This window comes from Lewinella sp. W8, from assembly GCF_004375085.3.
Classification (GTDB): Bacteria; Bacteroidota; Bacteroidia; order Chitinophagales; family Saprospiraceae; genus Neolewinella.
This window is the reverse complement of sequence record NZ_SNAQ03000008.1, coordinates 179,244-204,577: the sequence shown is the minus strand read 5'-3', so window position 1 is coordinate 204,577 and position 25,334 is coordinate 179,244. Positions and strand designations below refer to the sequence as shown.

The window sequence follows — 25,334 nt, the reverse complement described above, 5'->3', positions numbered from 1 at the left end:
CCCCACGAAATACTGAAATTGGCCCACCGAACAACTTCGATTAAGCCACATTAGGGATACCCCGAACCATCCTCGCCATGATCAAAGAGTTTCAGCGTCTTCCCCTATTCGGTAAGCCCACCTTTGAGAAAGCCATTCTCAAACCTCCCTTTCGGATCATCGGAGACTTTCCCGACGAGGCTTGCTTTATTTACATCGTGCGGGGCGACACCATCCTGTACGGCCCACAGGAAAAGGTAGCCACTAAATCCGGGGAAGGTATCGTGATGCAGTGTGGAACTTACCTGAACGAATACGTCAAGGAGGAGGGGGTAGAGCACGCCGAAGCCATCGCCGTGCATCTTTACCCCGACGTCCTGCGGATGCTCTACGACAAGGAACTTCCCGGTTTTCTGGACGAGGTGGAAAACGTGGAGCCGATTCCTTTCCGGCAATACCGGGCCACCCAACTCATGGCCACCTACGTGGAAAGTCTGCAGTTTTACTTTGATAATCCGTCGCTGGTCAGTGACGAACTTCTCAAACTGAAATTAAAGGAACTGGTGCTGCTCCTGGCGAGGACCGATCAGGCCGACGCCATCAAGCTACTCATCCGTGGGCTGTTCAACCGCCGGGAGCTTGACCTGCGGGAGGTAGTGGAAAATAATATTTTCAACCCACTGAGTGTGGAGGAATTGGCCGCCATCTGTCACCTGAGTTTATCTTCCTTCAAGCGGCAGTTTGCCGCGCACTACGACTGCCCGCCCGCCCGCTACATCCGGAGACGAAGGCTGGAAAAGGCGGCCAGCTTGCTGCGGTCTACCGAAATGCGGATTTCCGACGTGGCCTACGATTGTTGCTTTCAGGATCTGGCCCATTTTTCCAAGACATTTCTGCGGGAATACGGGGCGGCACCCAGCCAGTACCGGGAGGAGCACCGCGACGGCCGGAGCTGAACCGAATCGGAAATTTACTGGACGAAAAGACCAAGGCTGGCGAAAAGAATACCGGCAATTTTGACCCGAACAGTTATTCATCTACTAATTCAGTCAACATGAAAGTATTCATTCGTATGTCTACACTCACCCTGCTACTGGCCTTTTTCACGGCACCTGCGCTTGCGCAAAAAGAGAAAAAAGTTCAAACTTTCACGGTCAGTCACCTCATTGCCGCGCCCGCCGATCAGGTGTGGGCGGTGGTCGGAGAAGACTACGGGGCCATCGCAAAATCTCACCCCAAGATTGTCAGCTCAAACTACGTGGACGGCACCCTGCAGGCCGGAGAAGGCGCCCAGCGGGTGTGCAATTTTAACGAGCAGGGAACCAAGTACCTCAAGGAGGTGCAGCGGGAGTACGACCCGGAGAACATGACCTTCCGCAATCAGGTATACCAGGCCGGTAAATTCCCCGTTGACCCCGAGAGAACCTTCGCCATTTACCGCGTTGAGGCGGTTGACGCCAACACCAGCCGGTTCACCTTCAAGATGACTTACCGGACGAAGCCCGCCTTCATGGGCGCACTGGCGAAGGGATCCTTCAAAAAGCTGATTGCGGATTACGCCATTGCCATTGAGCACTACGTCAATACCGGAGAGGCCGTCACGAAGGAGAACTTTCGGCAAATCAAGAAGGTCTACGCCCGCAAGAAGTAGTCCGATGGGCGGAAGGGTAACAAGCGGGGCGGTCCGGATATCCGGACCGCCCCTCGCGTTGATGATGGTCTTGGCGTACTTAGAGCTTATTTTTTTGCAGGGGTGAAGGCCATCAGGAGCTCCCAGGTTTCGGAGGTATGCAATTCTCTGGCGGCTACGGAACTGGCGAAGAATCCGTCCATGTCCCGATTGGGGTGGACCTTGAAGGCAATCGCGTCCATATCTTCGGGCATGGCCATGTTGGTCCAACTACCCCAGGCATCGACGGTGGCGAAATTCCCCGGCATACCAATTCCTCCGGGAAGCACCCTTTCCCACAACTGCCAGCCGAGCATTTTTCCATTTTCTATCCGTTGCTGGTGCATCGGCTTCCAGACTTCGTCTTCCAGGGCCGCGTACTCGGTGTAGGACGTTTCGGGAACGTTCATGTAGTTCACGGAAATGATCCGGGGGCGTTCCTGCCCTTCACCGGCAGCCATATTCCTTAGCAGGTAAACCTGCTCGTTCATCATGGTGGCGGCTTCCATATACCGACCCATGAGGGCGTCCAGGTCCTGACCGGGATAAAGTTTTTTCAGTAACTCCATCGACTTTTCCGCGGAATTCAGGCGCTCCAGGCTGGCCAGGCTGGACATCTGGAGTACCCCTCGGTAATGGCAATCGCAGTCTTCTCCGTTGGGGTAGAGCACCTGGTACAGGGCCCAGTCCGTTATCACTTTTTCCTCAATCAGCGCATCAAAGTATTTATTGGCTACTTCTTCATGAAAGTCGGTAAAGTCCCCGTTCAGGGATTTGAAGCAGGCTACGGAGGCATAGACCGTCGGGATGTCCTGACCGTATACGGTAGTGCTTCCCAGGGCCAAGATGACCACCAGGAAGGAAAGTAATCGGGTTCGTATCATAGCAGGATGGTTTGGTTTCCGAATAATTTCGGGTTTTTAAACCAAAATTCCGAATGATAATTGTCAATTAGGCGTTTATGCCCGTTTTAAAAGGGTATTTTGTTAATTTTTTAGATTAAAATACTGATTTTTAATCCATAGGCGTGTTTTTATTCGGCAAAATTTCTCGGGCAAACTACTGGGTGAGGCCTCCGGGGAGGCTGGAGGAGGGGAGTGACCAGAACGGTTCGTTTACCGGACATTTATGGGCAGGGTCAGCTCCAGGCGGGTACCCGGTGCAATGATGGCATTGAGCACCCGGAAGCGGAGTTCAAATTCGGGGATTTGCTCTCCGGTCATTACCGAAAAGGTAGTGGTGGCGTTGGGGTGTAATCGGATGAGTCCTAGATCACTTTGCAGGGAGTAACCGCTGACGTTATCGAGTAAATACTCGGCGTCGCTATCGTTGTGAATGCTGATTTCAATGACGGCGGAAGGACCGATGTAGGCGGCTCCTTCAACCTGCAGGGAAGCCTTTACCAGTGGCAGGAGGTTTTCCCGCTTGCCCACCAGGGTGTTTTCAAACCAGGCTACGGTGCGGCCGGCGAAGAGTGCTTCTTTGATGGCCTCGGGGCTACGCGCACTGGCCAGCACCAGGGTTACGGGGCGGTGGCCGCCCTCCGCGATTTCATACTGCCAGTCGACCAGTCCGTGGACGTCGGAGGTTCCCATAATGGTGAGGTCATGATCCAGGGCGATCCGGAGCGCCTCCTCAGAAATGGTCAGATCATTGACGACCTCAATGCCGTGCAGAAGTTTGCGGTCGATGAGTTCGCGGTGAAAGTCCGTCAGGCGGGCCACGCCGTCCTTTACCTGCGCGTACCAGTTGGGGTGATTCCAGAAAGTGAATCCTCCCTGCAGATTGGCTTCTTCAAAGGCCCCCATGGCGTCCTCCACTCTGAGTTTATTCGCGTCCTGAATAAAAATGGCATTGGCGTGCCCCGGAGGCATGTTGCGGGTAATTTCGGCACCACGAATGACCATCAGGTCGTAGGGCCGCGCGTACCGTTCGGCGAGATTGTGGGCCCGGTTACGGTCGGGGTGCGGTAGGTCCTCCCGGTGGGGTTGATATTCCAGGTGTTCGGTGAGCGCAATGGCGTCCACGCTGTCTTTGAGGGCTTCTTGCACCCGGATGTCGGGCCAGACGCTTCCGTCAGAGAACACGGAATGCATGTGAAAGTCACTTACGATGGTCCGGTAGCGATCGGTATCGGGAAAATGGATGGGGCGCTCGTGGGTGTGGCCGTGAACGTGTTGGTGCTGGGCGCTCAGGGGTAAGAACAGCAGCAGGGTGGCCATCAGGGCAATCATTCTCATTGGAGAAAGGTAACGCGCCAGGAAAAAATAAAGAAGTCCCGAACCTTAGCAATGGGTTAAGTTCCGTATTCGAACGCCCGTTGCGCGAAGGCGTAGCCTGGCGTCCGAGCCCTATTTTGCTGCAATAGGCAAGCGCGAAGTTTTTATCACCCCATACCGGAAGACTAACCAGCCTTTAACCGAAGGAGTAGTTTCCCTGGGCACCAGTGCAGGTGCCAGGAATCGCCTGACGGCAGTGTACGCAGGATTGTATTCGTAGGATAGCGACCAAAAAAGGAAATTTTCCGGGCCGCGAATGGCAGCCGCCGTGTATCACTTCAGAAAATCTCCCGCAATGAATCCCTGGAAGACCAAGTCCGTATCCGTCCCCTACGAAAACCCCTGGATTCGGGTGGAGCACCACGAAGTCATCAACCCTTCCGGACAGGATGGTATTTACGGATTGGTGAAGTTTAAGAACCAGGCCATTGGCGTAGTGCCGGTCGATGAGCGGGGCAACACCTTCCTCGTAGGACAGTGGCGCTATGCCTTGGGGGATTACCACTGGGAGATTCCTGAAGGTGGGTGCCCCGTAGGTACTGACCCCCTGGAAACTGCCCGTCGGGAATTAAAAGAAGAAACGGGGTTTACTGCCGATTCCTGGGAGCAGATTATGGAGTTCCACCTGAGCAACTCCGTGACGGATGAATATGGAGTAGCCTATCTGGCCCGGGGATTACACCCCGGACCCTCCGAGTTGGAACCCACCGAAGACATCACGGTAAGGAAGCTTCCCCTGGAGGAAGCCATCGCCATGACCCTGGATGGGCGCATCACCGATGCCCTCAGCATCCTGGCGCTGCAGCGGGTTGCGCTGCTCAATTTGCGGGACTCCTGATGGGGCGATTACCCGCTGGTCCGATAGCGGACAAAATCTTTTTTTAAAATTTTTGGTGGTTCCCTTGGGGGGTGGGGCTATTTCCGGTGTCCGTAGGGTGAACAGGGGAATTAAAACTTGGTGAAAACAATTTTGCACCAATTTGAATTTGCCCAGCATAAATACGCCATCATGGATAATACCGGAAAAATCAATCTACTGGAGCAATTTGACCTTTTTGATGCACTGACCGATCAGGAAAAGGTTCGGCTAAGTGAAGTCATGGAGTTTCGGAAGAAGCCACGGTATTCCATCATCTACCAGCCCGGTGAAAAGAGCGAGCACATCTATCTGCTGGCGAAGGGCTCCATTAAAATCAGCACCCACAACGGTGAAGGGAAGGAGGTCATCAAACAACTGATCCATCCCGAGGCCATCTTCGGAGAACTGGCCCTCGTTGGGGAGTCTCAGCGCAACGAAACGGCCCAGTCGCTGAAGGAAGAGGTGCACTACTATACGATCCGGGTGGCGGATTTCCAGCGCATCCTGTCCCAGAACCCGGTACTCAGCCAGCGGGTGCTCTTCCTGTTCGGTCAGCGCATGATGGCCGCCGAAAACAAGTTGGAGAACCTGATCTTCAAAGACGCCCGTAGCCGCATCGTCAACTTCCTGTACGAAGTGGTCAGTGAGCGTGGCCGTCGGGTGGGGTATGAGATGCTGCTCAAGCACAGTCTGACGCACCAGGACATTGCCAACATTACCTGTACGAGCCGTCAGACGGTTACTCTGGTGCTGAACGAGCTCCGCAAAGAAAACCTCATTTACTTCAATCGTGGCCGGATTCTGGTCCGCGATATGGAAAATTTACGCCTCAGCGCCGCCTAAGCGGCCAACTATGAGCGGCTAAAACCCTGTGGTTTGTCGGCCGTACGTTCCCCCAAATTAATGGATGTATTGTGGCCGCCCTCCGGACTTGAATTCGGGGGGTGTCGCCTTTTGTGCCCGTCCGGGACAAGTCGTTAAAAAAGCCGTAAGTCCAGGATGATGAATAATGGTTCACCCGGATTACGCTACCTTCGTAGCTCTAATTATGTGCATGATCAATATGGGTATTTACCGTTTTTCTACCCTGCTTCTGTTGTTGTTTGCGGTAACCAGTTGTTACTCCTTCCGGGGAATCTCCATTCCGGAAGGAGTGGAAAAGGCTTACATCCCCAATTTTCAGGATAACGCCATCGGAGCTCCCCCAACCCTCTACCTGGAAATGACGGAAAGCTTGCGGGACAAGGTGCGGGACGAGGCCCGACTCATCATCACCGAGGATAGCCCGGACATTGAAATTACGGGTAAACTGGTTGACTTTCGCGTATCCGCCGAGGCCGCCCGCCCCGGCAACGAAACGGCCGCCTTTTCGGCCCTCAACCGCCTGACCATCGTGATCGCCATTGAGTACAAAGATCTCCGTAACCCCGACAACGAGGGCTGGCGGCAAAACTTCTCCAACTTTTTTGATTTTCCCGGGTCCCAAACCCTGGCATCAGTTCAGGACGAAGCGATTGCGGACATCATCGAACAGCTCAACGAGCAAATCTTTAATAAGGCCTTCGCCGAGGACTGGTAACCAATGGCCAGGACAAAAAAAGAACGGGACGAACCAGCTGGTTCGTCCCGTTTTATTTTATTTCAAAACCGTGGGAGAATTATGCTTCCTCTTTGGCTTCCGCAGCCTGGGCTTTCTTGGCCTCTTTAGCCTCCTTGGCTTTCTTGATGTCCTTGCTGGTTTTGGTCTTCTTCGGAGCAATGATGACGTTCATCCGGCGGCGTTCCATTTTGGGCATCGCCTCCGCTGCGCCGAGATCTTCCAGTTCCTTCATGAAGCGGAGCAGAAGCAGTTCCCCCCGATCCTTGAAGACGATGGTACGACCACGGAAATGGACGTAGGCCTTTACTTTGTTACCTTCTTCCAGGAAGCCACGGGCGTGACGGACTTTGAATTCAAAGTCATGGTCATCGGTGTTGGGCCCAAAGCGTACTTCTTTGATGACGGTTTTTACCGCATTCGCCTTTAGCTGCTTGTCCCGTTGTTTCTGCTGGTACAAAAACTTCTTGTAGTCGATGATTTTTACGACCGGGGGTGCTGCCTTGGGGCTGATCTCCACCAGGTCGAGGCCTACATCGCGGGCCCACATTTTGGCCGTTCGGGTATCTACTACCGAACCGGCTTCAAAATCGATTCCAAGCTCCTCGGCTATATCGGCGACGTTATCACCGACCAACCGAACTTCGGGAACCCGAATCATGTCGTTAATACGGTGCTTTGGAGTGGTGTCTTCTCTTTGAAAATTGCGTTTGCGGCCGCCGCCTCTTCTTCTACCCAAAAAGTATTGTGTTTAGTGAATAAAATTAATGACTACGTTGAGACTAGCATCACCTCAACGGAGTGATATTGAGTAAAGAAACGAATGTCTATCGGATGGTCCAAATAGAATAAGTCTCCATTAAATAAGGAGCAAATGCCCCTAAAAGTTCTGTCCGGAAGTTAGATAATTACCCGACGGGCCGTCAGGATTAACCGGTTTCCGCTTATTTGTCCGTTTATCGCCACCAAATTATGTTGCCGGTGGGTCGTTTCCGGGCTTGGGGGCCGGCTTCTTTGACTTGCTGGTTTTGGTCTTCTTAGGGGATATGATCACGTTCATCCGCCGGCCTTCCATTTTCGGCATGGCTTCGGCGGCACCGAGATCCTCCAGCTCCTTCATGAAGCGGAGTAGCAGGAGTTCCCCGCGGTCCTTAAAGACAATGCTCCGTCCCCGAAAGTGAACGTAAGCCTTTACCTTGGCGCCGTCTTCCAGGAATCCGCGGGCGTGGCGCAACTTGAAGTTGAAGTCGTGATCGTCCGTATTGGGACCAAAGCGGACTTCTTTGATCACCGTTTTCACGGCCTTGCTACGGATTTCTTTCTCTTTCCTTTTCTTCTCGTACAGGAACTTCTTGTAATCGATGATCCGTACGACCGGTGGGTTGGCGTTGGGGCTGATTTCCACAACGTCCATATCCGCAATTCTGGCCCATTGTTTTACCGTGCGGATATCATAAACATCGGATTCTATTTTCTCTCCGATCTCTTCCGACAGCTTCTCCATATTATCGCCCACCAGGCGAACTTCGGGCACGCGAATCATATCATTGATCCGAAACTGTGGAGTAGTGTCTTCTCTGCGTGGACCTCTTTTGCGGCCGCCGCCTCTTCTTTTTGCCAAGGTAGCTTAATTGGTGAATGTTACGGACGTCGGACTTTCCGGAAGGATACTCCTGCTCTTTTCGCAACCCGCGTCCCTAACAAAAATAGGGTAAGCAGGGGAAATCCCCCTACTTACCCTAATCCATTTTTATCAATTCCGGGCACCTAAACACCCGGAAGGTAATTTATTCCTCTACGTCGGACCCTACGGCTTCCCGTAGTGCAATGTCCAGCCCGTCGCCGTCGGCGTTGAGACTGGCCACCAGGTGGGCACCACCGGCGGGATTGTTGTTCAGGATGAACTCCGCCAGCGGATCTTCAATGTATTTCTGGATCGCCCGGTGCAACGGACGGGCACCGAACTGAGGATCAAAACCTTTCTCGGCCACAAATTTCTTGGCGTCCTCACTGAGCTCCAACTGGAACTCCAGTCCGTCGAGACGCTTGTAAAGATCCGAGAGGGCAATGTCGATAATCTTGAAGATTTCCTCCTGTCCGAGGCTGTTGAAGATCACCACGTCGTCGATCCGGTTCAGGAATTCGGGAGAGAAGGTCCGCTTAAGGGCGTTGTTGATGACCGCCTTGCTGTTTTCCTCCGCGTTTTCCGTCCGGGCCTTGGTGGCAAATCCTACCCCCTGTCCGAAGTCCTTCAGTTGGCGTACGCCAATGTTGGACGTCATGATGATGAGGGTGTTCTTGAAGTCCACCTTACGGCCCATACCGTCGGTCAGCTGTCCGTCGTCCAGTACCTGGAGCAGGATGTTGTAGACGTCGGGGTGTGCTTTCTCGATCTCGTCGAGCAGGATGACACTGTAGGGCTTGCGCCGTACTTTCTCGGTCAGCTGACCGCCTTCCTCGTAGCCTACGTATCCCGGAGGAGCACCAATCAAACGGCTGACGCTGAATTTTTCCATGTACTCGGACATGTCGATGCGGATCAGGCTGTCTTCGCTGTCGAAGATGTACTTAGCCAGCACCTTTGCCAATTCGGTCTTACCGACCCCCGTGGGGCCGAGGAAGATGAAGGTTCCGATGGGCTTCTTGGGATCTTTGAGTCCCACGCGATTCCGCTGGATGGCCTTGGTCACCTTTTCGATGGCCGTATCCTGTCCGATGACCGCACCTTTAAGGTCTTCGGCCATCCCGACCAGCTTCTTGCTCTCGTTCTGGGCCACCCGGCGAACGGGAATTCCGGTCATCATGGACACCACCTCGGCGATGTCTTCTTCACCGACGGGATACCGTTTGGTTTTGGCTTCCTCTTCCCATTTCACCTTGGCTTCTTCCAGCGAGCGTTGCAGCTTGCTTTCCTGATCGCGCAGGTCGGCGGCCTTTTCGTACTGCTGGTTCTTAACCGCGGCATTCTTTTGCTCCTTGACCTCCTCGATCTTGGCCTCCACTTCCTCGATGTGTTCGGGGACGGTGATGTTCTTGAGGTGGGTGCGGGCACCAACCTCGTCGAGCACGTCGATGGCCTTATCCGGAAGGAAGCGGTCGGTGATGTACCGATCACTCAGTTTTACGCAGGCCTCAATGGCGTCGTCGGAGTAATTCACGTTGTGGAACTCCTCGTACTTGGGCTTGATGTTGTTGAGGATGTGGACCGCTTCCTCGGCGCTGGGAGGATTCACGAGAACCTTCTGGAAGCGCCGGTCAAGGGCACCATCTTTTTCGATGTGCTGGCGGTACTCATCCAGGGTGGAGGCACCGATGCACTGAAGTTCGCCGCGGGCCAGGGCCGGTTTGAAGATGTTGCTGGCGTCCAGGGATCCGGTGGCGCCACCGGCGCCGACGATGGTGTGAATCTCGTCGATGAAGAGAATCACGTCCCGGCTTTTTTCCAGCTCCGTCATGATGGCCTTCATCCGCTCCTCAAACTGACCGCGATACTTGGTGCCGGCCACGAGGGCGGCCAGGTCCAGCATCACAATCCGCTTGTCGAAGAGGGTGCGACTTACTTTTTTGTCCTTGATCCGCAGGGCAAGACCTTCCACAATGGCGGTTTTACCCACACCGGGCTCACCGATGAGGATGGGGTTGTTTTTCTTGCGACGGCTCAGGATCTGAGAAACCCGTTCGATTTCGTTTTCGCGACCGATGATGGGGTCCAGGCGATCTTCTTCGGCTAGCGCCGTGATGTCACGGCCAAAGTTATCGAGGACGGGGGTGCGGCTCTTATTGCCACTGGAGCGGCGCTGGCCGCCGCCCTGGCTGCCGCCACCACGACCGGGATCGGCGTCTTCGTCGAAGGGTTCACCTTCGCCGGGGGTTTGCCCCAACGGAAGTCCGGTGTTTTCGGTGAAGTCTTTTTCGTCTTTCACGTAATCTAGTTCAGCTTTATAAATTTCGTATTCCACTTCAAACTGCCGGAGAATCTTCGTGGCCGGTAGTTCCTTGTTGCGCAGAATAGACAGGATGAGGTGTTCGGGACTGACCACGGAGGTTTTAAGTGCCTTGGCTTCTAAAAAAGTCACTTTCAACACCCGGTCGGCCTTGTCGTTGAGGGGGAGTTGGGAGATGGTCCGTCCACTGGCCTGGCCACCGTTGCGATGAATATTCTCACGGATAGTATCACGCAGGGCCTGAAGGTCAACCGCAAGGTTTTGCAGCACCCGGATGGCAAGCGTTTCGGCCATGCTCAGAATACCCAGCAGAAGGTGTTCGGGGCCAACGTAGCTGTGCCCCATCTTTTCAGCTTCCTGCTTTCCTCTGGCCATGGCCTTCTTTATTTCGGGACTGAATTCCCGCTGGCTTGGATTCATTGTATAAATGTTGTGCGGTAATTTAAAAATAAAATTGGGGGCGTGCTCGCAGGTGCCATGACGTTAACGTATGGCCGTGTTGGGGCCGGTTAGCGTCGTTAACGTATTATTCCAGTTGTGAAATAACCGTGCCACGAGAAACTACCTGACAAATAAACCTGACAATTCGCCGATTTGCTGCCAGAATATCTTGCGATTTGCCCGCAACGGAAAATTAACAATGGAAGCCAAGATAAGTTGGTTGCGGGTCTGTCTTCTTGCGACGAAATCAGGGGGTATTCCAACGGCTCCCGGCAGAATCCATCGGTCGGGGATCAGATATTTTCGTTCCGGGGCCGACGCCAATGAACTCCCTGAAGAATAGTTGGGTTAAGTTAAAATATCTACCTTTGCGGCAAATAGAAGACCAGATGAAATTTAGCATCGATAAGCAGGAACGCTACACGCTCGTTAAGCCCGAAGAAGAAAACCTGAATTCTTCCGTAGCTCCCAAGCTTAAATCCGAATTCGTAATCCTGGCTAATGAAGGGATCAAGAATCTCATTCTGGACCTTAGCTCCGTGGCTTACGTGGACAGCTCCGGCCTGAGTGCTATCCTGACGGCCCGTCGTCTGTGGACTAACCTGGGTACCTTCATCGTCACCGGGATTGAGCACGACGCCGTCAAGCGTCTGGTGGAAATTTCTAAAGTAGACTCCGTCCTGACCATCCTTCCGACGGTTTCGGAATCCGTGGACTACATCTTCATGGAGGAACTACAGCGGGACATGCAGGGTGAACCCGAGGCGGGAGCCGAGGAGTAACCTCCACGGTTGCCCTGGCGGTAGGTAGCCTACCGTTTTCGGTTCTCCGTAAGCATCATGCGTTTTGAAGTAACCATTCTGGGCACCAGTGGTGCCCTGCCGGCCTACGGCCGCCACTGTTCCGGTGTGTTCCTGCGCACCGAACATGAGGACGTACTCATCGACTGCGGGGAAGGCACCCAGATGCAACTCCGCAGCCTGGGCCTCAATCTGGGGCGGACGTCCACCATCCTGATTACCCACCTCCACGGCGATCACTACTTCGGCCTCCCCGGATTGCTGACCAGCCTGGCGCTCTACGACCGGAAAACACCGCTCACTATCCTGTCTCCACCGCACCTGCGCGCGCGCCTCGCCCCCTTACTCGAACTCGACCGCTTTGACTTTCCCTTTTCCCTGGAATTCCGGGAGTTTACCGCAAAGGATCTCACCCCGGTGATCAGCCTGAAGTCTTTGGAACTATTTGCCTTTCCCCTCCGCCACCGGATCGAAACGAACGGCTACCTTCTGCGCGAAAAGGAAAGACCCGCCAACATCCGTAAGGAAAAGATTGAAGAATACGATATTCCCTGGCCCGCCATCCGGGAGATCAAAGGAGGGGGAGACTTCGTGACCGCGACCGGAGAACGCATTTTGCATCAAGAACTGACGATCCCGCCCGCACCTCCCCGGAGCTTCGCCTACTGCTCCGATACGCTACATTTTCCCGAACTGGCGAATTTTGTCCGCGGCGTAGACCTCTTGTATCACGAGGCAACTTTTCTCCACGAGCTGCGGGAAGACGCGCACGCCAAGGGCCACGCCACGGCCCGGGAAGCGGCCCTTACCGCCCGCGATGCCGGCGTCGGGACGCTCGTCATGGGCCACTTCAGTTCCCGCTACCCGGATGTCTCGGCCCACGAGGAAGAGGCGCGGGCCATCTTTCCAAACAGCTTCGCGGCGCACGACGGCTGGAAGTTTTCGGTACCGTATTTGGGGAGGAGTGAGGAATGAGGAGTTAGGAATGAGGTTCAAGGATTGAGGCTTAAGGATACAGCAATCATTCGCGACACCTCATATGTTCCCGCCAGGATTAGTAAAGGTGATCGATCACCGACGAAACCAAACAACTAGTAACCAGTAACCAGTCCCCTAACACCCCGGCCGCCCCGCGGCCAACCAACCGATGGGGGTTTCAAAGATGTTGCGAAAGGGGACGTCCTCGGGGCCCGTTAGTGGGAGCCCGGTCCACAGCGCGGACATGAGGGTGGCGTTCTGGAGAATCGGAAGCCGCACGTAGGGATTTTCCCAGGTGTCGCTACCGTCGATTTTCCGGATCCAACCGATGCCCCGTCCCACGTAGGCGTACAGATAGGGACACAGATAGTCAACTTTCATGACGGTGAAATCCGCATAAAGGCTTGTCCAGGTCGCCCCCATATCCTCGCTCAAGACGAGACCATCCGGGCGGGCGGCGAAGAGTTGTCCGCCGAAGAAAAACAGATCATTAATCTGGGGGCCACTGGACCGGACCTGCCAGGTGTTGCCGTTGTCTTCCGAGACGTACAGCCCCCGATCGGTGCCGGCAAAGATGGTTTTGTTGGTCATGAAGAGAGACGTGACGGAAATATTGGGGATATTAACGATGGGACGTTGCCATCGCTTTCCGCCGCTGCGGGAAAGGTAGATGCCGTTGCGGTAGGTGCCGGCCACCAGGAGGTCGCCGCGGGAAGCCAGGGCGTTGATGTCCACCGGTCCGACGAATCCGTCGTTGGTCTCCTCCCATTCCTTTTTGCCGGGGGGAAGCATAAATACCCCGTGGCCATCCGTGGCGGCGTAGAGGGTGCCCTGATGATTAATTACGTCGCTGACGAAGGTCATGGCGGGCATCCCCCGATCAAAGGGGCTCCAGGTCTGACCGGCGTCGGTACTCAGATAAATGGCCCGGGAGGGATCATCCTGACCGTGAAGCACCATGGCGGCCAGCAAGATGGGGAAGAGAAGAATTCGCATGGCAATTATCGTTTCTACAAACCTACTCCGGAGTGAAAAAGTAGGAGCTTACAACATGTAAAAGGATGTAAATACCCCGATAAAGGCCCCACTTCGGGGTGAGTGGGGCGTTACTAGATCGTAACTTTATGCTATGAAGCCAGGATTAAAATACGCTTTTCCCGTGCTTGGCGCACTCTTGTTGATGCTATCCCTCACCAGCATCCTGCAGTCGAACCAGCAGGTTGACGAACGCAAGGTGCGGATGGCCATGCGGCAAATCGGACACGATTACCTGCTGGGACTGGGGGATGACCGGTCTACGGTACCCGCCGTGGAGAAGTCCGGAGAGCTGAGTTTTATCCTGCCCCTGGCCCGGGAGATCGATTACGATTCCATCATGACCATCACCCAGGGAGTGCTGACCAAATTTGAATTGCGGCAACCCTATTCTCTGGCCTTACTCGATTGTGGGGATGGCCAGGAATTCCTGGGGGCCTTCTTTGACTTTACCACCGGCACCCGCATCAATAATGACCTGGACGAAGCCGCCTGCCGGTCGCGGGAGCAGGATGCCCGCTGTGCCAACCTCAGCCTTCAGTTGCATCCGGATGACCCCGGTCCGGGGACGGGTTTCTATCTGGGACTGCTGGTCGGTTTGTCCTTCCTGCTCATCGGCCCGGTACTGGACTGGTCCAAGCCCCGCCAGGAACTCACCCTCGACGCGGATGCTCCCCGGCGGCTTCCGCTGGGGACTGAAGCCGCTCTCCTCCCCGACGTGCAACGACTGGAGTGGGGCGGGCAGCAACACGAGCTGACCTACCGGGAATGTAAACTTCTGACCTATCTGGCGGAAAACCCCAACGCCGTGCTGGCGAGAGAAAAAATTCATGACGCGGTCTGGGGAGACGAGGGCGTGATGGTGGGACGTAGTCTGGACGTATTCATCTCTCGGCTCCGTAAGAAGATTGCCGACATCGAGGCCGTGAGCATCGAGACGGTACACGGGGTGGGGTACCGGTTTCGGGTGGGGTAGTGCCCGTGACTATTCCATTTCGGCGGAAACTTGTTCCTGCGACCACCGCTCCGCCAGCCACGGATACGCCATGGCAAAGGATTTGCGCCAGGCCATGTGCCAATGCCCTTCTCCCTGGATGATCTCCATGCGTAAATCCTCTGGTGCGATGCCGGCATCCAATAACTTATCGTGAATGGCGCGGGCTTGCCGAATCATCGGGGTTTCCAGCTCCCCTACGCTGACGAATGCCCGGCGGCCGGCCAATGCTTCCGCCGGCGTATCCATGGCCAGTAGCCGGTTTTCGTCCACCCAAAGGGATGGCGACTGGATGACGGCCAGTCCGAAAACTTCCGGATGGGCCATCAGCGCGTAGTAGGCCATCATGCCACTACGGGAGATACCGCCAATGGCGGTGTGCTCGGGGGCCGTCAGGGTTCGGTAGTTGGTGTCCACCCAGGGTTTTAGTTTGGTGGCTACCCAGTCGATGTATCGATCGCCGTGGGCGTTGGGGTAATCGTCAATGGGGAAGGGCGTGTATTCCGGGTCGCGCTGGTCGGACTGGGCGATACCAATGACGATGGCCCCCGGGCCACCGGCCCGGACGGAAGCATCGATGACTTCGTCAATCTGCCATTCCGGGGCCATGTTTTCCATGTCGTTGAAGGAGCTCTCCCCGTCCATGAAGTACATCACCGGGTAGGAGAGGGAGTCCTCAGCGTAGCCGGGAGGAACGTAGACGTGTAAGGTCCGCTTCTCGTTTTGGTAGTCGATCAGGAAAGAATCCCGCAGCACCGTGACGCCGGGAGAGGCGGTATTGGTGACGTTCGCCTCAAACTCTTTTTGAGCCAGGTGCTGCTGATATTGGCCCCAAAATATACGGCCGAAGAACACGACCAGGAAGAGGACAAAGCCCCCCAGTCCGATGAGAATCCACTTTTTCATGCATTTAAGATAGCAATCGGTAATGCATTGTTAGGTAATGTGGCTATTTCTGGCCCGACAGGTCCCGGTATTCTTCGGCAATAATCTCCGAAAGAAGTTTCAAATTGCCCTCATTGAAGCGCGGAGCGAGTTCGTCCACCGGCGTGGGCGGGTTTTTGGGGATGTGGAAGTTGTGGTAATCCCGTACCATGATGCCGGCCTCCTCCCGTTCGTTGAAGGCCTGCCGGAAACGGGGCGCCTTATTTCCGGCTTCGGTGTAAGCCAGGTATTTTAGTTGGTGGGAGGAGGGGTCAAACCAGTACCGGAACTCGTCTTCGTAATCCTGCCCGCCGCCCTCGGCGGCGAAGGTGATGCCAAGCTTGTCGAGTATTTCTCCGCGGATGGTTTCCTGTCCGAGATATTCGGCCCGCACTGCGGGATCCTGCAGCGGATAGGGCATGAAGGCGAAGTAGATGACCGAATTGACGGAATTAGCGTAGGCGGCGCTGTCCTTGGCGGACAAAGTGGTGATCGTCCCGTTGGTGAAGCGTTGCAGTCCGATGTTGGTCAGGACGTCACGGATCTGGTCGCCGCTGACGGAATCGGTCCACCACCGCTCGTATTTGAATTGCCCCCCGAGATTTTCGTAGCCGTATTCTTTGTCGCGGAAGCGGAAGGTGTAGGCGGCCGAGTCGAGTTCGGTCAGCTTCGAGGCTTCTACGGCCAGGGCGATGATGCGCTCCGCCTGGGGCAACTCCGCGTACGGATCAGCTGTGCTTTCAGAGGCAGGAACTTCCAAAGAAGGTGCTTCGGTCGCCTGGTCGTTACAGGCGGCGAGCACGGAGGCGATTAGTGCGAGTAGCAGGAGGGGCATTATCTTCTCAACCATGGTTCAAGTTTCTGGGGCGAAAATACGGGTGGGAAGTTGAAGGAGAGGGATGGCTTTATGTTAGCTTGTCAGTTCACCTAGATCCTGATGTGGTGGAGCTTTTCCCCGAAAAGCGACCGGGGTCTTGGTGTCGCAAAGCCCTGGTGCGTTCTGCGAACGCCCAGCAGACCTTGCTCCGCAGAGAGGAACGGCCTTCCAGGCCGAAGGGGGAAAGGTTGTCGGCCGAAACGCGAGGCACGATCAGGTTTGTCCGCCGACCTGGTAGAAGGAGACGGAGGTCCGGCAAAGCTACCTTCCTTAACGGTGCACCAGAAGGAATCTCTTACAGGCAGTCCAAATCCCGTTGCGAGAGGAAGTCGGCGTTGGGGAAGCACTGCCCGGAGGGCAGGGTAGAGGGTTCGTACCGGCGTAGGTTTCCGTCCCGGAGGCCGGTGGTGAGGAAGGCGGTCAGGTCGTCAATTTCTTGCTCGGTCAGGCCGAGGGGTTGGAAGCCGGCGGCCAGTTGAGTGGAGGGGACGCCACTCTTTTCAGGCACTCCCATATTTTTATAGACCACCACGTCCCGAATACTGCGCAGGCTGGCGCCGTGTCCGTAGAAGCGGGACTGACTGAGGTTATAGAGTTGGGGGACCTTAAACTTATAGTTGTCTTCCTCGCGGAGGGTGAATCCGCCGCGTCCCAGGTTTGCTGGATTGTCCGAACTAGTGCCGAAGGTTTCTTCGGGACAGTCGAACAGGTCATTCATGCCCAGGGCGTGGAATTCCATACTGTTGAGGGCGGGGGAGGAATGACAGCTTACACAATTTCCTTTATCGAAAAAGACAATGGCGCCGCGCTTTTCCGCGTCCGTAAGCCCGTTGGGGTTCCCGCGCAGCCAATTCTGGAAGGGGGCCTCGTTGGCCAGGAGGGTGCGTTCGTAGGCGGCGATGGCCAGGGCGGCGTTGAGCAGGCTGTAGCGGCTCGGGCCGCTGACGTTCGGGAAGGCCGCATCGAAGAGGGTCGTGTAGCCTAATTCTTCCGCCAACTCTGGCGTCATGTTCAGCCGGTGGACCCCCAGGCCGGCGATAGCCTGGGTCTCAATACCCTGAAAGCCGAGAAAGTTATTTTCCTTCGGCGTATTGGGCGTCCATTGTTCTTCGGTGCCCTCGTTGATTCCGGTAGCTCCGAATTGTCCGTTCCAGAGCATGACTTCCTGGTAGGCGGTATTAAGCGCAGCCGGACTACGGATCGGCTGCACGTCCAGGTCCTCGGCCGCGGTGCGTTCATCCCGGTCTCTTCGCTCTCCGTTAACGCCGAAGCCCGCGCCCCCTTCCCCAATTCCCTGGAAGCGACCGGCCTGGAAGCCCGCACCGGCAAAGTGACAGGAGGCGCAGCTGTAGGTGCGCAGGTTGCCCTCCATGACGGCCTCTACGCCAATACCCGTTTCGTGAAAGAGGAAACGGCCCAGCCGCACCTTCTCGGCGGTGATGGGGTTCAGCGGATCCTGGGGGATGGCGTCAAAGTCGGTTTCTTCGGGCAGGATAAAGGCCTTGCGCCCTTCCGGGTTAGCCCGCTGGATGACTTCCAGTAATTGTTGGTCTAAACCAACCTCAAAATCATCTTCCATCTGGCAATGGGAGAAAAACAGGAGACTGGCACAGAGTAGGAGAAAGGTCGTTTGCTTCATGAGTAGGGAAAGACTAAAGACAATGCACTAAAAAGAATAGAGGGTGTAAATTTAGTAAAGGAGAAGTAAGGAATCGGGTAATTGGGAAATTTGGGACCAAATTTCAGGAGCGGGGGGGAGGCTAAGGAGAAGGCTAAGGCTAAGGCGGAGAAGTATCAGGAGAAGGCTTGCTCTGCAAGCCGGTCGTTTGATGATGGGGAAATTACAGTCGGTAGGGACGCACAAAGGAGCAACGCGCTGCGCTTGTTGCACGCTTCGTGGTCCCGGGGAAGCGCACCTCAAATCGGTAGCGTTCCACGTTGAGCCAATCCCGGAGCAGGAGAGGTTACCGGACGAGGTGGCTTCTCTTACGCCGGTCGTGAAGGGTGAGGCGGAATGCTGAGGTGGAAAAGCCTCCGGAAAAGGCTTGCTCTGCAAGCTGGTCGTTTGGTGATGCTGAAATTAAAGCCGGTGGGGACGCACAAAGGAGCAACGCGCTGCGCTTGTTGCACGCTTCGTGGTCCCTGGGAAGCGCACCTCAAATCCGTAGCGTTCCACGTCGAGCCAATCCCGGAGCAGGAGAGGTTACCGGACTAGGTGGCTTCTCTTCCGCCGGTCGGCGGACCACTCGGCGGACCACTCCCTCTCCCATGCTTCGCGTTTCAGCTGAAGACCTGAGCTTTCCTTGGTCCTAGAGCCTTAATCCTGAAACCTAAACCCATGCATCCCGGCAGAGCGCGAGGATTCCGCTCCACGTCGTTCCACTGCACCTGCGCTCCGTCGCCCCAATTCTCGAAATTAACCAGACCGTTGAACCTCGAAAACGGAGGAACTTTTTCCCCCGCCAAAACCGTTACGAAAACCACCCGGGTCGCCGTATCTTCGCCGCCCGTAAGCAAAGCAAATTCCGGTGTCTTTCCCCCGATGGGAAGCGCCAAAATTCACGCCCATGTCCACCCCTAAGACGTATCAGGCCAACGAAGTTGAAGCGAAATGGTACCAGCACTGGCTGGAGAAGAACTATTTCCACAGCGAACCCGACGAACGGGAGCCCTACACCATCGTGATTCCGCCACCGAACGTGACCGGGGTCCTGCACATGGGGCACATGCTGAACAACACGATTCAGGACGTCCTGATCCGCAAGGCGCGACTGGACGGGAAGAACGCCTGCTGGGTGCCGGGAACGGACCACGCCAGCATCGCTACGGAAGCCAAGGTGGTCAAGAAACTGCGCGAGCAGGGCATCAAAAAATCGGACATCGGCCGGGAAGAATTCCTCGAACACGCCTTCGCGTGGAAGGAAGAGTACGGCGGTAAGATTCTGGATCAGCTCCAGAAGCTCGGCGCCAGTTGCGACTGGGAGCGCACCCGCTTCACGATGGAGCCGAAACTCTACGAATCGGTCATCAAGGTATTCGTCGACCTCTACAAAAAGGGGAAACTCTACCGCGGCCTGCGGATGACCAACTGGGACCCCGTGGCCCAGACGGTACTCTCCAACGAGGAGGTCATTCACTCCGACGAAAACAAGAACCTCTACTCGGTTCGCTACCGGGTAGCGGGAACGGAAGACGAGTACATCATCATCGCCACCAGCCGTCCGGAAACCATTCCGGCGGATACGGCCCTGGCCGTTCACCCCGAAGATGAACGCTACACCAAGTACCACGGGATGAAAGTAGTCGTGCCGATGGTGGACCGGGAAATTCCGATCATCCTCGACGAGTACGTCGATCGGGAGTTCGGTACCGGTGCCCTCAAGGTGACGCCGGCCCACGACATGAACGACAACGAGCTGGGCGAAAAGCACGGTCTGGAGGTCATTGACCTGCTCAATCCCGACGGCACCCTGAACGAAAACGCGAAGTTCTTCGTCGGGATGGACCGCGATGCGGCCCGCGTCGAGTTCGTCAAGAAACTGAAGGCCAGTGGCGACCTGCTGGAAACCAAGGGCTACCGCACCAGCGTGGGCCGCTCGGAGCGAACCGACGCCGTCATCGAGCCCCGGCTCACGATGCAGTGGTTCCTGAAGATGGATGACCTGGCGGCCACGGCGCTGGGCGCCGTAGAGTCCGGGGAGGTCAAGTTCCACCCCGAGAACATGATCAACATGTACCGCAGCTGGTTGAAGCCGGAGAACGTCCGGGACTGGCCCATCAGTCGGCAACTCTGGTGGGGACAACGCATTCCGGCCTGGTACTACGGAGAGGAGATTTACGTCGCCGAAACCGCCGAGGAAGCCCTGGCGCAGGCCCAAGAAAAGCACCCGGGCCTAAGCATGGCGGACCTCACCCAGGACGAGGACGTACTGGACACCTGGTTCTCCAGCTGGCTGTGGCCCATGTCCGTTTTCCACGGCTGGCAATCGAAAGAGGAACTGGAATATTACTACCCGACCAACGACCTGGTCACGGGCTGGGACATCATGTTCTTCTGGGTTGCCCGGATGATCATGGCCGGCTACGAGTTCAGCGAAGACCTGCTCGGTAAGGAATTCGTGGACGCGAAGGGACGAATGCCCTTCCGCAACGTGTACTTCACGGGGATGGTCCGCGACGAGAAGCGGCGGAAGATGTCCAAGAGTCTGGGGAACAGTCCGGACGCTCTGGAGCTGCTGGCCAACTACGGGGCCGACGGCGTTCGCTTCGGTATGCTGAGCAGTGCCGCGGCGGGTAACGACATCGTTTTTGATGCCCCGTTGGACCCCAAAACGAAGCAGGTACTCAACGAGAGTGAACTCTGTAATCAGGGAAAAAAATTCTGTAATAAGATCTTCAACGCCAACCGCCTGATCCAGGGCTTCTCCGTAGCGGACCGGGAACCGGACCCCACGGCAAGTCTGGCCACGGCCTGGATGGAAGCCAGGCTGAACTACAGCATCGGGGAGGTGGACCGCCTGATGGGGGAGTACCGCATCAGCGACGCGTTGATGACGCTACGCAGCCTCATCTGGGACGATTTCTGCTCCTGGTACCTGGAGGCCATCAAGCCCGCGGACGGTACCCTGAGCAAACAGACCTACGACGCGACGATCGCCATCTTCGAGCGGCTCATGACGTTGCTGCATCCCTTCATGCCCTTCGTCACCGAAGAGGTATGGCACCAGCTGCGGGAACGCGCGGAAGGGGAGGACTGTATCGTGTCCAGCTGGCCGGAGGCCGGCGCATTCGATGCGGCGCTACTGAAGCGTTTCGGCACCCTCCAGCAGGCCGTTTCCCATGTTCGCGACGTCCGCAACCAGCGCGGCATCAACCAGCGGGAGGAACTGAAGTTGTTCATCAAGCGCAGCGCGGAGAGCGAGGAGTTATTAGGGCGTCAAAGCGCAGGTGCCACGTCATTTTTGAAAAAGAGCGGTGTATTGACGGAAGTTGGCCTCGTGGAGGAAGCGCCCGCTAACGCCCTGCCCTTCCTGATCGGTAACGATACCGGTTACCTCGTCCTGAACGAAACCATTGACCTGGCCGAAGAGCGGGCCAAGATGGAGGTCGAGCTCAACCGCCTGCGCGGCTTCCTGAAGGGCGTGGAGAAGAAGCTGAGCAACGAACGCTTCGTCGCCAACGCCCCGGACGCCGTCGTGGCCCTCGAACGCAAGAAGCAGGCCGACGCAACGGCCAAGATTGCGAGTTTGGAGAAGATGTTGGGGTAGGGGGGAGCCTCATGCGGCTCCAGGAAAAAAGTAATGGGCGGACTAACGGCGTTAGTTCGCCCATTTTCTTTTTGACGGATAGGAGCAGATCGGGTATATTGGTATTACCCTACGTACGGGGTGAAGGCTTCCGAAAGAAGAAATTATCTACGCAGTTATCAATCATGAGGCAAATTGTATGGATTCTATTTTTTACAGTGTGTTGTTGTTGCGCCGAAGAAAGCCATTTGAATGACTTCCCCGCGGAAAAATTTGAACGCGTAGTTGCTTATAAATTGAGTGGAGAGCCTGGAGAGGTAATTGAAGATGGACAACTTTCAAGACTAGTTACCGGAGAGGAAGAGGTACTCAATTCCGGAGAAGTCAGAAAGTTATTAGCTATTCTTGCGAATAAAACAACGTATAGTAACACTGCCGCGCTTTGCTTTGATCCCCATATCGGCTATGTCTTCTATGGAAAGCAAAATGAGGTTGTTGGACACTCAACAATCTGCTTTCACTGTTATCAGATCAGAACAACCCCTGATATCGGCGACTTCATGCTAAGTGAAAGGGGGATAGAGCGGCTTGCTGCAATCGAGAAGAGGATTTTTGAGCAATAATATTAGATGAAATTTTGGGTGCTAAGGTGGTTCGAATTGTAGCGTTGGAGTTGTGGACCCATTGGCTACAGTGGATGTGCTACTGAACAGTTATGCTGAACCTCCTGCTAAAGCAAGCGCCAAGGTTATTGCATGTACAAGAGCCAATGTGTAGCCTTCACCCTCATAAAACCAAACATGCCCCTCCGGTTACGTCTTCTGGCTGGCCGAGGCGACCAAAAATCCATCTTATCCCAGGCGTTTTCCTTCTTCGAAGCCGATACCGCTGGTGACGATGACAACTTTATAATTCGTTGTATTCATTGAATTATATGAAACCGTCTGTTATGTTGTGATTGAATGTTGCCTTAAGGAACCCTAGGCTCCCCTGGCGGCATTGACCAGTTCGATGACCTCCTCCGTGAGACGTTGTATTCCGGAGTAGTCTTTCGCGCTGATCAGGTCCTTGCGGACCAAGGCGGAGCCCATTCCCACCGCTGCGGCACCTTCACCGAACCAACGGCTCAGGTTCTCTGCTTCCGGCTTCACACCACCCGTTACCATGATGCGGGTACGGGGGGAAGGCGCCAATACGGATTTGATGAATCCCGGAACCACGGCATTGCCGGGGAATAGCTTGACGATCTCTGCACCGAGCTCTTCCGCCCGGCCGATTTCGGAGGGGGTAAAACAGCCCGGCATCCAGCCGACTTTCCGGCGGTTGCAAAGGGGGGCTAAGGCCTCCACCAGCATGGGGCTGACAATGAAATCTGCACCGAGCGAAATGTACAGGCTCGTGGTGCCGGAGTCGACCACCGAACCGACGCCAAGCGCCATATCCGGATAGTTCGCCCGACAATGCTCCGCCAGTCCGTCGAATACTTTATGGGCACCGACGCCCCGGTTGGTGAATTCAAAACTGCGCAATCCCCCGGCATAAAGTGCGTCGACGATGTGTTTAGCTACGTCCGAATCCGCAATGTAGGCGAGCGGTACAACGCCCTGTTCCAGGACGGTTTGGTGTACGGTTAATCTGTCCATGATTACTGAATTTATCGAGATACGCGTCCACTGCCGTCGCCCTCCATCAGGTTCATGACCTCTTCCGGCGTAGCGAGGTTGGCGTCGCCAAAGATGGAATGTTTCAGCGCCGAGGCCGCTACCGCAAAACGCAGTGCTTTCGCGTCGTCGTCCGGCCAGGTTTGGAGGCTGTAAATGAGTCCGCCCATAAAGCTGTCGCCTCCACCGACGCGGTCCACAATGTGGCTCAACTGGTAAGTTGGTGCAGTGTACATCCGCTCACCGTCCCACATGACACCAGACCAGGTGTTGTGGCTGGCGGAAATGGAGCCACGCAGGGTCGTAATTACCTTCTTCGCCTTTGGGAAACGTTTCATCAGCGCCTTGCAGACGGGGAGATATGCCTCCGGGTCCATTGTGTCTCCTTTGGTTACGTCCACCGATTCGGGGTGAATATCAAAGTGTTTCTCGGCGTCTTCTTCGTTCCCCAGAATAACGTCACAGAGCTCAACGAGGGCCGGCATGATCTCCTGGGGCGATTTCCCGTAGTTCCATAGTTTTTTGCGGTAGTTGAGGTCCGTGGAGATGGTTACGCCCCTGGCGGAAGCCACCTTACAGGCTTCCAAACAGGCATCCGCAGCGGATTGACTGAGTGCGGGCGTAATTCCGGTCCAGTGGAACCAATCAACGTCTTCGAAGACACTGTCCCAGTCAATTTCACCGGGCACGATGGTCGCCATGCCCGAATGATCCCGGTCGTAGATCACTTTTGAGCCTCGCTGCATTGCTCCGGTTTCGAGGAAGTAAATCCCCAGTCGATCCCCACCACGGACGACGTGACTCGTGTCTACGCCGCGCGCCCGGAGGGAGTTCAGGGCGCAATCACCCAAATCATTTTTGGGCAGGCGGGTAACGAAGCGGCTTTCCATGCCGTAGTTGGCCAGGGTTACCGCAACGTTGGATTCGCCCCCTCCGTAAATAACGTCAAAGGAGCTGGCCTGGGAAAAACGTTTCCAGCCCGGGGGACTGAGACGAAGCATGATTTCACCGAAGGTTACTATTCTAGGCATAGTGTTTATAAGTTGTAGAGTTGAGTTTCAGTGGTTTTATGGTCGGGTAAAATAGCCAGACGCTGGCAATGGTCACGTACCACGGCCAAAATTATCAGCTTGGAGAAGATGTTAGGGTCGAAATACTCTTGGACCAACAATAAAGCGATGGGCATCCGCAGAAACTTAATGCAGTACTTAAGGAGATTTTGCGGGAATAGGGTAGGTATTCCCCCGTAAATCGCGTTGACCCATTGAGGAGAATATTTATAAAAATTTCCCTAACCCTTTATTAGCTCATATGCTAAACGATAACGGGGCAAGGACAGGGACTGATCAACAGCACGAAGTAAAATCCTATGAACCTGTTTGAAATCATTTTACATGAATACCCACTCGCTTCCTGCGGAAGCTTCGCGGGGCATCGTCTGGCCTCTAGCATCCGGAAGGAATTCCCAAAGGAAATTCACGGGTTAATTGACCACGATGAGCGGTACCTCGTGCGTGGGTCGGCGGGGCGAAGTGCCTGGGCGCACTGCCCGTGGCTGGCGGTGATGGACCGAAGGGTTACGGAATCTCCGCGGAGGGGCTTTTACCCCGTCTATTTGTTTAAAAAGGATTTGTCCGGGTTTTACCTATCGCTGAATCTCGCCGTGGCGAACATCATGGCTCGGTACCGAAAAAAATCCCGTAGCGTATTGAAGTCCCAGGCTAATATCTTTCGGGATGCGATTGGAGAAATTCCTCCAGAATTTCCCCTCACCAGTATCGAATTACTGGGCGAGACCGATACCGCAAAGAATTACGAAGCCGGAACGGTAATCGCTAAGTATTATGGCGCCGGGGACGTCCCGGATATGCAAATAATGCAGGAAGACTTGTTGCTTATCCTGGAGATTTATGATTATCTGATTACTAATGAAAATCAAGTCGTTGAGTAAGCTTTTTGGTTAAGGTTAGGGCAGGGTACTGGCCGCGTCTTCCACTGGGAATTTTGGTAAGCTATAATTACAATCCTTGAACAATCAATGAGCAAGCTAC

The 25,334-nt window shown here is 55.3% G+C and carries 22 protein-coding genes; 11 read left to right on the top strand and 11 right to left on the bottom strand.

What is annotated here, in order from left to right:
* The first annotated feature begins 77 nt into the window (after positions 1–77).
* A complete protein-coding gene (locus tag E1J53_RS11190; RefSeq protein ID WP_134270599.1) occupies positions 78–935 on the top strand; it encodes a helix-turn-helix domain-containing protein in 858 nt (285 codons plus the stop codon).
* A gap of 116 nt (positions 936–1,051) precedes the next feature.
* Positions 1,052–1,630 (top strand): SRPBCC family protein, encoded by a 579-nt coding sequence (locus E1J53_RS11185; protein ID WP_173021450.1) that lies wholly within the window; start codon positions 1,052–1,054, stop codon positions 1,628–1,630.
* Positions 1,631–1,716: 86 nt separating this feature from the next.
* On the opposite strand, the gene E1J53_RS11180 is transcribed toward E1J53_RS11185, so the two are convergent.
* Complete coding sequence (locus tag E1J53_RS11180) at positions 1,717–2,532, bottom strand: hypothetical protein (RefSeq protein ID WP_134270597.1); 816 nt, start codon at positions 2,530–2,532, stop codon at positions 1,717–1,719.
* A gap of 231 nt (positions 2,533–2,763) precedes the next feature.
* Positions 2,764–3,888, bottom strand: a complete 1,125-nt coding sequence (locus tag E1J53_RS11175) for an Sb-PDE family phosphodiesterase (RefSeq protein ID WP_253931467.1) — start codon at positions 3,886–3,888, stop codon at positions 2,764–2,766.
* Positions 3,889–4,222: 334 nt separating this feature from the next.
* On the opposite strand from E1J53_RS11175, the gene E1J53_RS11170 reads away from it, so the two are divergent.
* The 3 genes from E1J53_RS11170 to lptE all read left to right on the top strand — a co-directional run bounded on the left by E1J53_RS11170 (position 4,223) and on the right by lptE (position 6,365).
* Positions 4,223–4,765, top strand: a complete 543-nt coding sequence (locus E1J53_RS11170; RefSeq protein WP_134270596.1) for an NUDIX hydrolase — start codon at positions 4,223–4,225, stop codon at positions 4,763–4,765.
* Positions 4,766–4,897: 132 nt separating this feature from the next.
* Entirely contained in the window at positions 4,898–5,629 is a 732-nt protein-coding gene (locus E1J53_RS11165) for a Crp/Fnr family transcriptional regulator (protein ID WP_253931466.1), read from the top strand.
* 211 nt (positions 5,630–5,840) lie between these two features.
* Entirely contained in the window at positions 5,841–6,365 is a 525-nt protein-coding gene (lptE, locus tag E1J53_RS11160) for an LPS assembly lipoprotein LptE (protein WP_253931465.1), read from the top strand.
* 79 nt (positions 6,366–6,444) lie between these two features.
* Here lptE and infC (E1J53_RS11155) read toward each other — a convergent pair whose 3' ends face one another.
* The 3 genes from infC (E1J53_RS11155) to E1J53_RS11145 all read right to left on the bottom strand — a co-directional run bounded on the left by infC (E1J53_RS11155) (position 6,445) and on the right by E1J53_RS11145 (position 10,747).
* On the bottom strand, positions 6,445–7,122 hold the full coding sequence (gene infC / locus E1J53_RS11155) for a translation initiation factor IF-3 (RefSeq protein WP_173021449.1): 678 nt from the start codon (positions 7,120–7,122) through the stop codon (positions 6,445–6,447).
* A gap of 231 nt (positions 7,123–7,353) precedes the next feature.
* Complete coding sequence (gene infC / locus E1J53_RS11150; RefSeq protein ID WP_216650037.1) at positions 7,354–8,004, bottom strand: translation initiation factor IF-3; 651 nt, start codon at positions 8,002–8,004, stop codon at positions 7,354–7,356.
* Positions 8,005–8,170: 166 nt separating this feature from the next.
* Complete coding sequence (locus tag E1J53_RS11145; protein ID WP_173021448.1) at positions 8,171–10,747, bottom strand: ATP-dependent Clp protease ATP-binding subunit; 2,577 nt, start codon at positions 10,745–10,747, stop codon at positions 8,171–8,173.
* A 410-nt stretch (positions 10,748–11,157) separates the two neighbouring features.
* On the opposite strand from E1J53_RS11145, the gene E1J53_RS11140 reads away from it, so the two are divergent.
* Both E1J53_RS11140 and E1J53_RS11135 read left to right on the top strand, forming a co-directional pair.
* A complete protein-coding gene (locus tag E1J53_RS11140) occupies positions 11,158–11,550 on the top strand; it encodes an STAS domain-containing protein (RefSeq protein WP_134270595.1) in 393 nt (130 codons plus the stop codon).
* A 57-nt stretch (positions 11,551–11,607) separates the two neighbouring features.
* Positions 11,608–12,543, top strand: coding sequence for a ribonuclease Z (locus tag E1J53_RS11135; RefSeq protein ID WP_134270594.1), 936 nt, complete (start codon positions 11,608–11,610; stop codon positions 12,541–12,543).
* 138 nt (positions 12,544–12,681) lie between these two features.
* Here the strand turns inward: E1J53_RS11135 and E1J53_RS11130 are convergent, their stop codons facing one another.
* Positions 12,682–13,542 (bottom strand): hypothetical protein, encoded by an 861-nt coding sequence (locus E1J53_RS11130; protein WP_134270593.1) that lies wholly within the window; start codon positions 13,540–13,542, stop codon positions 12,682–12,684.
* Positions 13,543–13,675: 133 nt separating this feature from the next.
* On the opposite strand from E1J53_RS11130, the gene E1J53_RS11125 reads away from it, so the two are divergent.
* Entirely contained in the window at positions 13,676–14,557 is an 882-nt protein-coding gene (locus E1J53_RS11125; protein WP_134270592.1) for a winged helix-turn-helix domain-containing protein, read from the top strand.
* Positions 14,558–14,566: 9 nt separating this feature from the next.
* Here the strand turns inward: E1J53_RS11125 and E1J53_RS11120 are convergent, their stop codons facing one another.
* From E1J53_RS11120 to E1J53_RS11110, 3 genes are all read right to left on the bottom strand, one after another.
* Positions 14,567–15,481: an alpha/beta hydrolase gene (locus tag E1J53_RS11120; RefSeq protein ID WP_134270591.1), complete on the bottom strand. Its 915-nt coding sequence runs from the start codon at positions 15,479–15,481 to the stop codon at positions 14,567–14,569.
* Positions 15,482–15,524: 43 nt separating this feature from the next.
* Entirely contained in the window at positions 15,525–16,349 is an 825-nt protein-coding gene (locus E1J53_RS11115) for a DUF6503 family protein (RefSeq protein WP_134270590.1), read from the bottom strand.
* A gap of 322 nt (positions 16,350–16,671) precedes the next feature.
* Positions 16,672–18,015, bottom strand: coding sequence for a cytochrome-c peroxidase (locus E1J53_RS11110; RefSeq protein ID WP_134270589.1), 1,344 nt, complete (start codon positions 18,013–18,015; stop codon positions 16,672–16,674).
* A gap of 928 nt (positions 18,016–18,943) precedes the next feature.
* Here E1J53_RS11110 and E1J53_RS11105 point away from each other — a divergent pair.
* The gene (locus E1J53_RS11105; protein WP_134270588.1) at positions 18,944–21,643 is read left to right on the top strand and encodes a valine--tRNA ligase; all 2,700 of its coding nucleotides are present in this window, start codon (positions 18,944–18,946) and stop codon (positions 21,641–21,643) included.
* Positions 21,644–21,807: 164 nt separating this feature from the next.
* Positions 21,808–22,245: a hypothetical protein gene (locus E1J53_RS11100; protein ID WP_134270587.1), complete on the top strand. Its 438-nt coding sequence runs from the start codon at positions 21,808–21,810 to the stop codon at positions 22,243–22,245.
* A 357-nt stretch (positions 22,246–22,602) separates the two neighbouring features.
* Here E1J53_RS11100 and E1J53_RS11095 read toward each other — a convergent pair whose 3' ends face one another.
* Together E1J53_RS11095 and E1J53_RS11090 are read right to left on the bottom strand one after the other, a co-directional pair.
* Complete coding sequence (locus E1J53_RS11095; RefSeq protein WP_134270586.1) at positions 22,603–23,265, bottom strand: bifunctional 4-hydroxy-2-oxoglutarate aldolase/2-dehydro-3-deoxy-phosphogluconate aldolase; 663 nt, start codon at positions 23,263–23,265, stop codon at positions 22,603–22,605.
* Between the two features lie 11 nt (positions 23,266–23,276).
* On the bottom strand, positions 23,277–24,314 hold the full coding sequence (locus tag E1J53_RS11090) for a sugar kinase (protein ID WP_134270585.1): 1,038 nt from the start codon (positions 24,312–24,314) through the stop codon (positions 23,277–23,279).
* A 338-nt stretch (positions 24,315–24,652) separates the two neighbouring features.
* Here E1J53_RS11090 and E1J53_RS11085 point away from each other — a divergent pair, with 338 nt between their 5' ends.
* Positions 24,653–25,234 carry a DUF3578 domain-containing protein gene (locus E1J53_RS11085; protein WP_134270584.1) on the top strand — a complete coding sequence of 194 codons (582 nt, stop codon included), beginning with the start codon at positions 24,653–24,655 and terminating at the stop codon, positions 25,232–25,234.
* Positions 25,235–25,334 lie beyond the last annotated feature (100 nt).